This is a genomic window from Pseudomonas sp. NIBRBAC000502773 (assembly GCF_006517195.1).
Classification (GTDB): Bacteria; Pseudomonadota; Gammaproteobacteria; order Pseudomonadales; family Pseudomonadaceae; genus Aquipseudomonas; species Aquipseudomonas marginalis.
Genome location: NZ_CP041189.1, coordinates 2409155 through 2421957 on the forward strand (window position 1 = coordinate 2409155; position 12803 = coordinate 2421957).

The 12803-nt window shown below is 60.2% G+C and carries 10 protein-coding genes; 7 read left to right on the forward strand and 3 right to left on the reverse strand.

From position 1 onward, the window contains the following. Positions 1-17: 17 nt before the first annotated feature. Complete coding sequence (locus NIBR502773_RS11075) at positions 18-2084, forward strand: methyl-accepting chemotaxis protein (protein WP_373682390.1); 2067 nt, start codon at positions 18-20, stop codon at positions 2082-2084. A 149-nt stretch (positions 2085-2233) separates the two neighbouring features. Beyond that, positions 2234-3673: a glycosyltransferase family 39 protein gene (locus NIBR502773_RS11080; RefSeq protein ID WP_141156049.1), complete on the forward strand. Its 1440-nt coding sequence runs from the start codon at positions 2234-2236 to the stop codon at positions 3671-3673. Between the two features lie 15 nt (positions 3674-3688). Here NIBR502773_RS11080 and NIBR502773_RS11085 read toward each other — a convergent pair whose 3' ends face one another. Continuing rightward, complete coding sequence (locus NIBR502773_RS11085) at positions 3689-4177, reverse strand: TIGR00645 family protein (protein WP_017253710.1); 489 nt, start codon at positions 4175-4177, stop codon at positions 3689-3691. A gap of 163 nt (positions 4178-4340) precedes the next feature. Here NIBR502773_RS11085 and NIBR502773_RS11090 point away from each other — a divergent pair, with 163 nt between their 5' ends. Then, positions 4341-6164, forward strand: a complete 1824-nt coding sequence (locus tag NIBR502773_RS11090; RefSeq protein WP_081744420.1) for a hypothetical protein — start codon at positions 4341-4343, stop codon at positions 6162-6164. Positions 6165-6170: 6 nt separating this feature from the next. Here the strand turns inward: NIBR502773_RS11090 and NIBR502773_RS11095 are convergent, their stop codons facing one another. Both NIBR502773_RS11095 and NIBR502773_RS11100 read right to left on the reverse strand, forming a co-directional pair. After that, entirely contained in the window at positions 6171-6488 is a 318-nt protein-coding gene (locus NIBR502773_RS11095) for a hypothetical protein (protein ID WP_141156050.1), read from the reverse strand. Between the two features lie 297 nt (positions 6489-6785). Continuing rightward, positions 6786-9224 (reverse strand): Lon protease family protein, encoded by a 2439-nt coding sequence (locus NIBR502773_RS11100; protein WP_141156051.1) that lies wholly within the window; start codon positions 9222-9224, stop codon positions 6786-6788. Between the two features lie 268 nt (positions 9225-9492). Between NIBR502773_RS11100 and NIBR502773_RS11105 the strand changes: the two genes are divergently transcribed. From NIBR502773_RS11105 to NIBR502773_RS11120, 4 genes are all read left to right on the forward strand, one after another. After that, positions 9493-9981, forward strand: coding sequence for a DUF3015 domain-containing protein (locus NIBR502773_RS11105; RefSeq protein WP_027605327.1), 489 nt, complete (start codon positions 9493-9495; stop codon positions 9979-9981). Positions 9982-10072: 91 nt separating this feature from the next. Next, entirely contained in the window at positions 10073-11926 is a 1854-nt protein-coding gene (locus NIBR502773_RS11110) for a DUF4105 domain-containing protein (protein ID WP_065938303.1), read from the forward strand. 48 nt (positions 11927-11974) lie between these two features. Beyond that, positions 11975-12280: a chorismate mutase gene (locus NIBR502773_RS11115; RefSeq protein WP_098480906.1), complete on the forward strand. Its 306-nt coding sequence runs from the start codon at positions 11975-11977 to the stop codon at positions 12278-12280. Positions 12281-12427: 147 nt separating this feature from the next. Next, complete coding sequence (locus NIBR502773_RS11120) at positions 12428-12784, forward strand: hypothetical protein (protein WP_141156052.1); 357 nt, start codon at positions 12428-12430, stop codon at positions 12782-12784. The last annotated feature ends 19 nt before the right edge of the window (positions 12785-12803 follow it).

A 12803-nucleotide genomic window follows, 5' to 3' on the forward strand; every position in this document is an offset into this window, starting at 1 on the left:
GCCTGGTGTTATATGGCCTGTATTCCTCGAATGCCAACCAGGCTTTTGTAGGTGCTGAAGTTTCAACCCTGATTGAAAGCGCCACTATCCGCGAAGTGCAAAACCTGGCTGAGGCGCGTGCCAATGCCATCCAGGCAAAACTGCAAAACGCCTTGGATTCGGCACGCACAATGGCCAATACCCTGGGAGCGAGTAAAAGTGCCCAGAGCCCGCTGACCCTGGGCCGCGAGCAGATCAATGCGATGCTGCTCAGCGTGCTCAAGGACAACCCTGACTTCAACGGCACCTATTCATGCTGGGAGCCGGATGCGCTGGACGGCCAGGATCAAGCCTTTCGTATCAATGAGAGCGGTAACAACCCGCTGACGGGCCGCTTCACGCCTTACTGGACACGCAGTTCAGACGGCCATATCGCCGTGCAACCGCTGGTTGAGTACGATTCCGATGCCCGCCACCCCAACGGTGTGTTGAAGGGCGGCTGGTATTCCGGCCCGCGGGACACCCAGAAAGAAAGCGTGCTCGACCCGCTTCCCTACGTGGTGCAGGGCAAAAATGTATGGCTGACCACGCTGTCGGTACCGATCATCGCCAATGGCAAGTTCTACGGCGTGGTCGGTGCAGACTTCGACATTTCGTTTATCCAGAAACTCAGCGAGCAAATGTCCGCCGACCTGTATGGCGGCAAAGGCTCGGTGTCGATCCTGAGCAATCAAGGGTTGGTGGTGGCCGACAGTAAACGCCCGGAACTCATCGGCCAGTCACTGAAAGCCTTGCTGCCCGGCACGTGGGAAAAAGTGTTGGCCAATGTACAGAAGGGCCAGGGAGACAGCCGGCTCAACCCGGACTCCCAGGAAATCGAAGTGCAGATGCCGATCAACCTGGGGCGCACCGGCAAGCCTTGGGCGATTGTGATACATCTGCCCAAGGCGGTGGTCATGAGCCAGGCCATGGCCCTGGAGCAGGAACTGCAGTCACGCGGTGTCAAAAGCAGCATCTGGCAGGTCTCGGTCGGCGTCGGCATCTCCTTGCTGGCGCTGTGGTTGGCCACGGCAAAAATCGTCGGTCCGATTCGTGAAGCCGCGGCCCTGGCCGCCAACATCAGCCTGGGGGATTTCTCGCGCCGGCTGGTGCAAAAATCTGAAGATGAAGTGGGCCAATTGTCCTTTGCCTTGAACGATATGTCGGAAAGCCTGCAACGCCAGGTGCGCGTAGCCGAGCGAATTTCCGAGGGGGACCTGGATCTGGAAGTGCGCCTGTCCTCGCCCAATGACACCCTGGGCAAGTCGTTGGAAAAAATGGTCGGCAACCTGAACACCTTGATTTCCCAGGTGCAGGCCAGTGCCACGCAAATCACCGGCAGTTCCGCACAGGTCACCGAGTTGAGCCAGTCGCTGTCCGACGGCGCGTCCAATTCTGCATCGTCCATCACTGAAATCAGTGCGGTGATGACCCAGATGGCAGCGCAAACCACCGACAACGCCGCCAATGCGAAAAAGGCCGATGAGCAATCCCAGACCTCCCGCGCCGACGCCGGGGAAAGTGACAAGTTGATGAGTGAATTGATCGCGGCCATGGCGGAGATCGACAACTCGGGCAAAGACATCACGGCCATTATCACCACCATCGACAACATCGCCGCTCAAACCAACCTGCTGGCGCTGAACGCGGCCATCGAGGCCGCCCGTGCCGGCGAACTGGGCCGTGGCTTTGCGGTGGTCGCCGATGAGGTCAGGAGCCTCGCCGCCCGCAGCGCCGAAGCCGCCCAGCAAACCGCCGCGCTGATTGCCGACTCCTCGACCAAGACCCAACGCGGCATGATCATCGCCGGCCGTACAGCCGACTCGTTGAGAAATATCGTCAGCGGCACCAGCACGGTGTCCAGCCTGGTGTCGTTGATCTACCAAGCCTCCAGTGAACAGGCTTCCGGCCTGCAGCAGGCGAGCATCGGCCTGGAGCAGATCGACGAAGTCACCCAGCAGAATCAGGTCAACTCCCAACAATGCGCGGTGGCGGCCAAGAACCTCTCGGAACGAGCCAACGCCATGCAACAGGGCCTGAGCCGCTTCAAAGTCAAAGCCTCGTAATGCCTCACGCAAAGCCAGGGGGTACATCAACCTCCTGGCCCAGCGATATAAACCCACTCCCATTCATGAAATATTAAGAATCGTCTCCCTATACTCACCGATTGCGAGCCGTTCCCCCGAACGGCCTTCTGCCTCGGTAGCCAGACTCCATGACGCGCCCCGCCCCCCTGCTGCTCCTGCTTGCTGCTCTGTTGTTTTTCTTTGCCCTGGGTAACCACGAACTGCAAGGCTCCACCGAGGCCCGCGTCGCGGGGATCGCCATGGCCATGCACCTGGACAATGACTGGGTCGTGCCGCAACTGTTTCGTGAACCCTTCCTGGAAAAACCGCCCTTGAGCCTGTGGCTGGACGCCGGAGCGATTCGCCTGTTCGGCGGCACGCCTGGGGCGGTCCGTCTGGCCTCGGCATTTGCCGGTCTGTTCAGCGTGATGCTGTTCTATGGAATGCTGCGCCGGTTCGGGCGCCCGAAAACATTGGCCTTCAGTGCGGCGCTGATCCTGGCGACCATGGCCAGCTACTGGAGCAATGTGCGCGGCGTGGGGGAAGACTCACTGCTCAGCCTCGGCGTGACCACCGCGCTGCTGGCGTTCTACCAGGCAATGCGGCCTGAGTCCGAGCGCCAAGGCTCCACGACCTGGGCCTGGGCGCTGTTTACCGCCGGCATGGTGATCGCCACCTTGAGCAAAGGCGTACTGGGCCTGGCGATGCCGGGCATCGTGATTTTTGTGTACCTGGCCAGCACCAGCCTGATGGACAAGCGCCTGCGCCTCGCCGACTGGCTCAAGCCGGCGTTGTTCACCCTGTTGGCATTGGTGCCGCTGATGATCTGGTTGTGCTTCCTGTTCCAGCGCGGCGGAATGCAGGCCGTGGGCGAAGTGCTGTGGACCAACAGCGTCGGGCGCTTCAGCGGCTCGTTCGTGGAGGCCGGGCATTACGAACCATTCTATTACTACATCGCCAAGCTGCCCGAGGCCTTCCTGCCGTGGAACATCCTGGTGTACCTGGGCCTGTGGCATTTTCGTAAAAGCCTGGTGCGCAACCGCTACCGCCTGTTTTTCAGCGTATGGCTGGTGGCGCAATTCACCCTGCTGACGCTGGCCTCAAGCAAGCGCACGGTTTACCTGATGGCCCTGACACCGGCCGCCGCTGTACTGGCTGCCGAATACGCCCGGGTGTTGCTGGAATGGCTCAAGGACCACAAGCCGGCGCTCTACCGCTACCACCGGCACGTGATCGGCGGTGTCTTCAGCCTGCTCATCGCCTGCTATCTGGTGACCGCTTTCTGGTTCGCGCCAAAAGCTGACGCGCGCCAGTCATTCGTACCGGTGATCAGTCAGGTCCAGGCGCTGCAGGCACAAGGCAAGGAAGTCGCGCTGTTCCAGCCCAACGAGCGGATCGCGGGGGCCGGCGTGTTCTATATGAAGGGTTACCTGAGGATCCTGCAGACGGAACCCGAACTGCACAGCTACCTCGCCGCCAAGCCCGGCAACGTTGCGCTGCTGGACCATACCAACGACTTGACCACCAAGGTCACAGTGATCAAGGAGATGGCCATCAACCGCCAGCCCTACTACTTCATCGAGCAGTAAGGCCAGCGCGGGGCATCAGTGCTTGGTAACCTTGTCCAGGTAACCCATGGCGAACGCCGAGATCACGAAGGTCATGTGAATGATCACGTACCACATCAGGTGTTGCGGATCGACGTTCTTGGCGTCCATGAAGATGCGCAGCAAATGGATGGAGGAAATCGCCACGATGGAGGCCGCCACTTTCATCTTCAGCGACGAAGAGTCCATGGTGCCCAGCCAATTGAGCTTTTCCTTGTTTTCATCGATGTCCAGCTGCGAGACGAAGTTCTCGTAGCCGGAAATCATCACCATCACCAGCAAGCCGCCGACCAGGGCCATGTCGATCAACGACAGCAGCACCAGGATCAGCTCGGACTCGGCCATCGAGAACACGCTCGGCAGCAGGTGAATCACTTCCTGGAAGAATTTCAGCGCCAGCGCCAGCAACCCGAGGGACAGGCCGAAATAGATAGGCGCCAGCAGCCAGCGCGAGGCGTACATAGCATTTTCGATAAAGCGTTCCATTGGATCTCACACAGCATGGCTAGAAATGGCGGCGAGTATACCAGCCGCTATAAGACACCTGTAACCACGAGAAAACTGACCTGGGCGGCATCTGTAAGAGAATTTTTCTGCTAGTGTCGAGCCCAATAACTCGGCTCGATGACGTCGGACAGGAAAAACTCAGATGATGGATGTGCGATCCCCTTTGGCCAGCGTTGGCCTGTGCGCCGCCTTGTTGCTGGCCGGCGGCTGTTCCCCAAGCGATGAGCAGAAACAGGCCACCCTCGAAGAGAAAACCGCGAAGTTCGAGCAGTCCCTCGACAGCATCCAGGATCCGAAACTGCGCGACGCCATTGCCGACCTCGGCGGCTCGCTGCTGCTGCTGGAACGGGCGCGGGTCAAGCTCGCCACCAAGCCCATCGAGGCCGAATACGGCGAGGACACCCTCGCGCTGCTCAAGCACTACCCCACGCCGCAAGGGCTGGTGGACACCTACATCAATGGCTTGTTCGTACTGCGCAAAGCCTCACATTCCGACTACCTGACCGATCTGCAGCCGGTCTTCCCGTTCAACTTCAATGTGCCGGACCAGTTCCCCTTCCCCCACGGCCTGGAATGGCAGTCCGTCACCTTAAGCAACAACAAGGTCGTGCCGTTCCAGCCGGAATGGTCGGAAACCGATCCCGGCATCCAGTTGAGCCCCAGCAGCTCCAACCTGACCAACCCGGATGACCTGACGGTCACCTACCCGTTCATCGATGGCATCGAGACGGAAAACAAAAGCCAGCCGCAACCCGTTCGCCTCAAAGGCGCAGTGGAAGTGATCGCACCGGGCAAAGTGCTGACCTTCGACTTGTCGAAAAAGGACGTCGGCCACAAACGCACCGAAGGCAATATCACCGTCAACCTGCTGCTCCTGGAAAAGAACTACGCCGAAATCGAACTGACCAACAGCCAACCACTGGCACCTGAGGTGGGTGACGAATCGCCCAACCCCTTGCTGGTACAGGCGCGGGACGGCACCGGGCAATTCCTCACACGCTCGGGTTCGATCAACGAAAGCAGCGCGCAAGTCGAGTTCTACCAGAAGCAGTTGGCCGAGATGCAAAAACAGAAGGCCTGGTCCGATGGGTTTGAAAAGCAACTGGTCGATGAGCAGAAAGCCTTCGAACACAAGCAGAGCAGCCATTACGCCAAGGTCTATTTCAATGGCCTGATCGACACCCTGCAGATCAATGTGCTGGATTTCTCCACGGCCACGGTCACCCGCAAGGACCTCGACCTGCCGGTCCTGCGCTTCGACAAGAACAGCCTGGAAAAAACCGTACAAGCCTTGCCCATGCCGGTCACCGTGTACGACGACGGCGCCGCCAGCTGGCTCAAGGACGCCTCGTTGACCGAGGAGCAACTGAAGAACAGCGTCACCATCAGCCAGTCCGTCGAAGACGCCAGCGCCGCCCATATCGTGTTCGACCACCCATTCACCTTCAATGACGACCTGGTGGGCAGCGAGCGCAACAGCAGCGAATCACCGGTGACGTTCTTCACTGCCGATGAGAAAGGTGAACGCGGCGAGCCCATCGAATTGCCGACCGAGGCGTATGAATTGAACCCGGCCCGCGGCACCCTCACCTACGACCTCAACCTGTTCCCGGAAAACCCGGCGTTTGTGGTGGGTTCGATCCCGCTGTTCCTGGCGACTATCGAGAAAGGCGACATCGATGCGGCCAAGCTGCCCAAGGGGTTGTCGCTCAAAGACAACGCACTGATCGTCGACCAAAAGGAATTCCCCGCCGACAGCTGGCGCTTCTATGCCAAGGACGCCAGCGGCAACTACCTCAAGGAAATCCTCGGCGTCAGCCATCGCGCCGAGGAATACGGCACGGCCTTGTTTGACGTGCATTACTTCTACGGCCAGCCGACCGCACTGGAAAGCTACCAGCGCACCGACCTCAGTACCGTGCAATACGGCTTTGAGGTCAAGCTGGACAAACCCGAGAGCAAATAACCGCGCCTACAGCGCCAGTTGCTCATGGCTGCCATTGAGCTGCCGCAGATGGGCCTGCATGTGCAGGCACCAGATCTGCGGGTCACCCGCCAGCTCATAGCCATGCTGGGTCAGGCTGTCGACGATCGATTGCAGCATGCTTTCTGCCACGAAGGGCCCATGAAACGGGCCCTGGGACTTGATTGTGGAAGGCTGCTCACCCGTCATTCCGGCGGCAAACAACAAGGTCCACATCCCGTTATCCCCCGCGAGCGGGCGAACGGAACATTCGATTCGGGTAACCAGGCCGAAGCACTGGCGGGTAAGGCAAAGGTTGCGCGGCATGGCGGCGACCCTCGGTAGATCGGTGTTCAGCCTCAACCTATGGCGAGGCTGTTTCTATCCAGCGACTCCTGTGGATATCCCTAAGGCTCAGAATAGAATAAAAACATGACAAACCAAGGCTGTAGGGACCAACGGACGTTGGCCCCTCGGAAGGACGTCAATTTAGTGACGTAACCAGATCCAAATGTGTGGGGGCTTGCTCCCGATGCAGTGTGTCAGTCGACCTCTACATGACTGACCTATCGCAATCGGGAGCAAGCCCCCTTCCACATGTTTGATCCGGCCTGGCCTCAGAACTCAGGTGGGCTTGGCTTCGGCCAGCGCCTGCTGTGCCAGCTCCTTCTCCGCTTCCTTCAGGTCTTCCTCGCTGATCATCTCGGCAATCGCGCGCAAGCGCTCGACCACGCGGGCATTGACCGTGCCTTCCGGGAACTGCCCCTCGGCGTCCGGCTCACCGGCATCCTCGCCCACCAGCAGGCTCAATGCCTCGTCGGCCTGACGCACCGCATAGATGTGGAATTGCCCGGCGCGCACGGCCTGCAACACCTTTTCATCCAGCATCAACGTGGCCACGTTGGCCTGGGGAATGATCGCCCCTTGCTCGCCGGTCAAACCGCGGGCTTCGCACAGGCGGAAGAAGCCTTCGATCTTCTCGTTGACCCCGCCCACAGCCTGCACTTCACCAAACTGGTTGATCGAACCGGTGATCGCAAAGCACTGCTTGAGCGGCGTCTTCGACAAGGCCGAGATCAACGTGCAGGCCTCGCCCAGGGACGCGCTGTCACCGTCCACGTAACCGTAGGACTGTTCCAGCGCGATACTCGCCGAGATCGCCAGCGGGAACTCCTGGGCATAGCGGCTGCCCAGGTAACCGGTGAGGATCATCACGCCTTTGGAGTGAATCGGCTGTCCAAGGTTAACTTCACGCTCGATGTCGACGATGCCGCTGCCGCCCGGGTACACCGTGGCGGAAATCCGCGCCGGCACCCCGAACGCCGAGTCGCCGACCTCCAGCACCGTCAGCCCGTTGCACTTGCCGACCGCCGCGCCGGCGGTGTCGATCAGGATCACCCCGGCGAGCATATCGTCGAGAATCCGCGCCGACACACGCCCGGTGCGCGTGGCCTTGGCCTTCAGCGCGCGCTCGATATGGCCCGCATCGGTCATCTCATCGCCCGCCAGGTGCCGGATAAAGTCCGCTTCGCTGACCAGTTGGAACAAATCCCCAATACGCGCCGACAAACGGCCCTGGTGCTCTGCCAGCCGTGCGCTGTAGGTGGCCAGGCGCGCCACCGCGTCAGAAGTCAGCGGCGCCATGCCTTCTTCCGAAGTGCGGGTCTTGAGCAACTGGGCGAACTGCTCCAGGCTCTCGTCCACCATCGGGATGTCTTCGTCGAAATCCACCAGCACCCGGAACATCTCCTGGAAGTCCGGATCGGCGTCCTGCAGCGCGTAATACAACTGGCGCGAACCGATGATGATGACCTTGACCTGCAATGGGATCATCTGCGGGTTAAGGGTCACGGTGGCCAGGCGGCCCAGTTCGCCCAGGGGCGATTCCATCTTCAGCTTGCGCGACTGCAGGGAACGCTTGAGGGCGTCCCACACAAACGGCTCGCTGAGCATCTTCTCGGCTTCAAGAATCAGAAAACCGCCGTTGGCACGGTGCAACGCACCTGGGCGTAACTGCCGATAGGTGGTGTACAGCGCGCCTTGGTCGGTGCTGTATTCGATACGGCCGAACAGGTTGTCGTAGGTCGGGTGCGGTTCAAACACCACCGGCGCGCCACCGTTGACCGGATGGCCCACCACCAGGCTCGGGCAGTATTGCTCTTCGAGCAGCTTGCGGGCCTGGGCGTCGGTCTTGGCGTCGTCCACCAGTTGCTCGACCACGGTTTTCAGCAGGTACACCTGCATGGCCTGCAGGTAACCGCAGACACCGGCGTTCTCCGCGTACTTTTCCGACAGCGGTGCGAGCAAAGGCTGCAGGGCCAGGGTGATGGTTTCTTCGTTGAACTGACGCAGTTGGTTATTGGACTCGCGCTTCCACTGGGGCAGGCTGGCCAATTCCTCGTTGAGGCGCTCTTCCAGCTCGGAAATATCCGTGTGGAAACGCTCGCGTTCCACTTCCGGCAGCTGGGAGAACTCGGCCTCATCCAGGGCCTTGCCGTCGAGCATCGGGGTGAAGGCGATGTTGGAACTGTCGCGGTACAGCGCCACGTCCTTTTCCAGGGCCAGGCGCTCGATCACGTCCAGGGCCTTGTCATAGCGCTGGTTGAAGGCGCGGTCGATGGCACTCTTGCGCTGCTGATAAGTCGGGTGTTCGAACACCGCCGGGAAGGTCGCGACGAGGTTGTCGACCAGGCCATTGATATCGGCAATGAACGCTGCCGCACCGCCGCCTGGCAATTCCAGGGCGCGGGGTTCGCGAGGCTCGTCAAAATTGTTCACATAGACCCAGTCCGCCGGGGTCTGCAGGCGCTTGCCCTCGGCTTTCAGGTAGCGTTTGACGAACGAAAAGCGGCCGGTACCCGGCTCGCCCATGACAAATACGTTGTAACCGGGGCGCGGCATGGCCACACCGAACTGCAACGCTTCAACCGCACGTTCCTGGCCAAGCACACCGCGAAAGGGCTCCAAATCATTGGTGGTCGAGAAGCTGAACTGTTCAGCGGAGAAAGGGCGAGTCAGCGCTTCGGGCGCTAGACGCAAGCTGGCAGCAACAGGATCAGGCATCGGGCTTCCTTACATCAGGCGGGGCAGATGACGGCATTCTGGCTCCCTGTTGCGCGCTCTGGCAAGGCGCGCCGTTGGGAAACCCTGGACACGGGAGGCACCCTGCAAAAAAAATCGCGACATTGCTGATTGTTTTATAAAAACACACGGAACCCTTGGAACGTGCCTAAACTCCAAACTGCGCGGGTTGGACTAATAACCGATCCCTAGGGCGCTATGAAGTGCCTGAACCCTTGTCCATTGGTTTGCACACAAAGAGAACAAAGCTATGAAACGGATCCTTCTCGGTACTCTCTTCACCGTCGTCTCCCTCAATGCAATGGCTGAAGCACCAGGTGGCCCGAACTGCGGTTGGGGCAACATGTTGTTCGAAGGCCAGCGCGGTACTCCAGCTCACTTCCTGGCTTCCACCACCAACGGTACTTCGGGTAACGCCACCTTCGGCATGACCTCGGGCACCAACGGTTGCAGCACCAACAGCGCGCTGACCTACGGCGGCAAGTCCTGGATTGCCATGAATGGCATGATGAACGAGCTGTCCGAAGACATGGCCAAGGGTAATGGCGAAGCACTGACCACCTACGCCGTGGTACTGGGCGTTGCTCCGGAAGATCGCGAGCACTTCGCTGCCGTGGCTCACGAACACTTCCAGCAAATCTTCAGCAAGGCCGATGTGACCGCTGAAGACGTGCACAACAACACCCTGGCTGTACTGAAAGGCGATGCCCGTCTGGCAAAATACGCTACCCAGGCTTAAGCTCGTCCTGCCCGCGCCTACCCAGGCGCGGGTTTTATTTTTGGACCCGCCTCTCCTTGGGTCTCTCTAATTTCCGACTTAAGTTGCCCCTATGCTCAAACGCTTTGCCTGGATGGCACTCTTTGCCTGCGCCCCGCTGTACGCGGCACCGCATCTTGATGATCAACGTTTGCAGCAACTGGCCAATGATCCGTTCTGGCTTTCTCTGGGCCATTACGAAGCTGGCAAAGTCAGTGGCTGGCGCAGCTATGTCAGTGAAAAGAAATTCTTCCTCGCCGCCGATGGCGCCCACCACCCGGATGCAGAACTCAAGGCCACCGTTGAAGCGCTTTACGCTCCGGCCAGCCTGGGTGAAAAACACGCCCAATGCGTTTACCCCGCACGTACCCGCTGGCTAAAGGATCAGTTGCACCTCACTGACCTGCCCGCCGTGGACTGCAAGGAATTCAAGCAATGGTTCAAGGACGTCGCGCCCCATAGCGCGGTGATGATCTTCCCGGCGGCCTACCTCAACAGCCCGTCGTCGATGTTCGGTCACACCCTGCTGCGTATCGACCAGGCCGACGTGCAGAGCAACAAGACTGCGCTGCTCAGCTACGCGATCAACTTCGGCGCCTATATCGAAGGCTCGGACAACAGCATCCTGTACGCCTGGAAAGGCCTGATGGGCGGCTACCCCGGCCTGTTCGCCCTGGTGCCCTACCAGGAAAAACTCTCCGAATACCGCAGCCTCGAAAACCGCGACCTGTGGGAATACCGCCTCAACCTCACCCAGGTCGAGACCGAGCGGATGGTCGAGCACGTGTGGGAACTCAAGCAGATCCAGTTCGACTACTTTTTCTTCGATGAAAACTGCTCCTATCGCCTGCTGGAACTGCTGCAAGTGGCCCGCCCCGGCCTGCGCCTGACCGAGCAATTCCCGCTCACCGCGATCCCCACCGACACGGTCAAGGCGGTAAAAGATGCCGGCCTGGTAGAGAAGATCGACTACCGCCCCTCCCGCGAGCGCGAGTTGCTGGAGCGCGCCAAGCCGCTGAACAGCGACGAACAACAATGGGTGTTGAAGGTCAGCGACGACCAGCAGCAATTGCAGGCGCCAGCCTTCAAAGCATTACCTCGCGACCGCCAGGCGCTGATCATCGACGCCGCCTACCGCCTGGGCCGCTACCGTGCCAATGGCCTCGAGCGCGACACCGCGCGCTCCCAACGCAGCTTCGAACTGCTGCGCGCGATCAACCAGAACCCGGCGCCCGACCTGACGATCACGCCCCCCGGCCTGCCCGAAAACGGCCATGAATCGCGCACCTGGCAAGCCGGCCTCGGCACCCGTGGCGACAAGGCCTTCGGCGAATACGGCCTGCGCATGGCCTACCACGACCTCAACGACAACGCCGAAGGCTTCCCCCTCGGCGCCCAGATCGAAATCCTGCAGATGAAACTGCGCCAGTACGAAGGCAACCACTGGCAACTGCAGCAACTGGACCTGGCCACCATCCGCTCCCTGACCCCGCGCAACGCCTTGCTGCAGCCGTGGTCCTGGCAAGTTACCGGCGGCCTGGAGCGGGTGCCCGGTAAACACGACGACGAAACCCTGGTCGCCCACGTCAACGGCGGTGCCGGTGGCACCTGGCAACTGCGCGACGACATGCTCGGCTTCGCCCTCGGCACCGTGCGCGTGGAACACAACAACGACTTCAACGAAGCCATCTCTCCCGCTGCCGGGTTTAATACCGGCGTGCTGTGGAAAAACCCGCTGGGCAATTTGAGCCTGGAGGCTAAAGGAGACTTCTTCACCAATGGTGAAGTGCGGCGCAGCATCAGCCTGAACCAGCAGTGGGAACTGTCCCGCAACCTCGGCCTGCGCCTGAGTGCACAGCGCGAGTACAGCCACTTGTCGACGCCGGTGAATGAAGTGATGCTTGAGGTGAAGTGGTATCACTACTGACTAACACCTTTTGTCAGCATTGCCCGCACCATCAGGAGTTCATTCGACATGGCCGTTACCTGCACCACCCTTGAAGAAGTTCGAAACAACATCGACCGCCTCGACCAGCAAATCGTCACCCTGCTGGCCGAACGCGGCCGCTACGTCTCCCAGGCGGCACGCTTCAAAAAAGACACCGATGGCGTCAAGGCCCCGCAGCGGGTCGAGCAGGTGATCGCCAAGGTGCGGGATCTGGCGCAGACCGTGGGCGCCAACCCCGAGGTGACCGAGCAGGTCTATCGCGCAATGATCGCGGCGTTTATCCAGCAGGAATTGGCGGATCATGCGGCCCTGGCGACCAACCAGGCGACATAGGCCCTTGTGGTGAGGGCGCCAACGGCTTCGGCGCCCACCGCTCGATCTCATCGTACTCCACACCTTTCTCACACCCCTTTCACACCTCCCCGACAAATCCCTATCTAGACTTCTCCTATCAGCCGTGAAACGGCCAGGGAGCAAGCAATGTGGCGGTATGCAGTAATGCTGTGTGCGGTGGTGTGGCTATCGGGTTGCCAGTCAACCCATCAGGAATTGCTGGCTCGGGGCTATCCGCCCGCCTTTGCCGATGGTTTTGACGATGGGTGCAGCAGCGGTCGCCAGGCGGCGGGGGTGATCACCGGGGTGTTTCGCAAAAACGTGCCGCGTTACCTGAAAGACCGGGTCTATGCCGAAGGCTGGGAGGATGGTTTTCGCCAGTGCAAGGCCATGCGTGAGAACGAGGAACTGCGCGACTACAAGGACAATCACTGGGATGACCATGAACGCGCCTGGCAACAGGAGAAAAACCGGGATGCTGCGCGGGCCTATCGCTCGCAATAGGTCGCTTTCAGACATTCAT

Bases quoted from the DNA above. Each gene is read 5' to 3' on its own strand.
- NIBR502773_RS11100 (WP_141156051.1), bottom strand. From the start codon at position 9,224: ATGCCTGATCCTGTTGCTGCCAGCTTGCGTCTAGCGCCCGAAGCGCTG.
- NIBR502773_RS11120 (WP_141156052.1), top strand. From the start codon at position 12,428: ATGTGGCGGTATGCAGTAATGCTGTGTGCGGTGGTGTGGCTATCGGGT.
- NIBR502773_RS11080 (WP_141156049.1), top strand. From the start codon at position 2,234: ATGACGCGCCCCGCCCCCCTGCTGCTCCTGCTTGCTGCTCTGTTGTTT.
- NIBR502773_RS11115 (WP_098480906.1), top strand. From the start codon at position 11,975: ATGGCCGTTACCTGCACCACCCTTGAAGAAGTTCGAAACAACATCGAC.
- NIBR502773_RS11105 (WP_027605327.1), top strand. From the start codon at position 9,493: ATGAAACGGATCCTTCTCGGTACTCTCTTCACCGTCGTCTCCCTCAAT.
- NIBR502773_RS11095 (WP_141156050.1), bottom strand. From the start codon at position 6,488: ATGCCGCGCAACCTTTGCCTTACCCGCCAGTGCTTCGGCCTGGTTACC.
- NIBR502773_RS11085 (WP_017253710.1), bottom strand. From the start codon at position 4,177: ATGGAACGCTTTATCGAAAATGCTATGTACGCCTCGCGCTGGCTGCTG.
- NIBR502773_RS11110 (WP_065938303.1), top strand. From the start codon at position 10,073: ATGCTCAAACGCTTTGCCTGGATGGCACTCTTTGCCTGCGCCCCGCTG.
- NIBR502773_RS11090 (WP_081744420.1), top strand. From the start codon at position 4,341: ATGATGGATGTGCGATCCCCTTTGGCCAGCGTTGGCCTGTGCGCCGCC.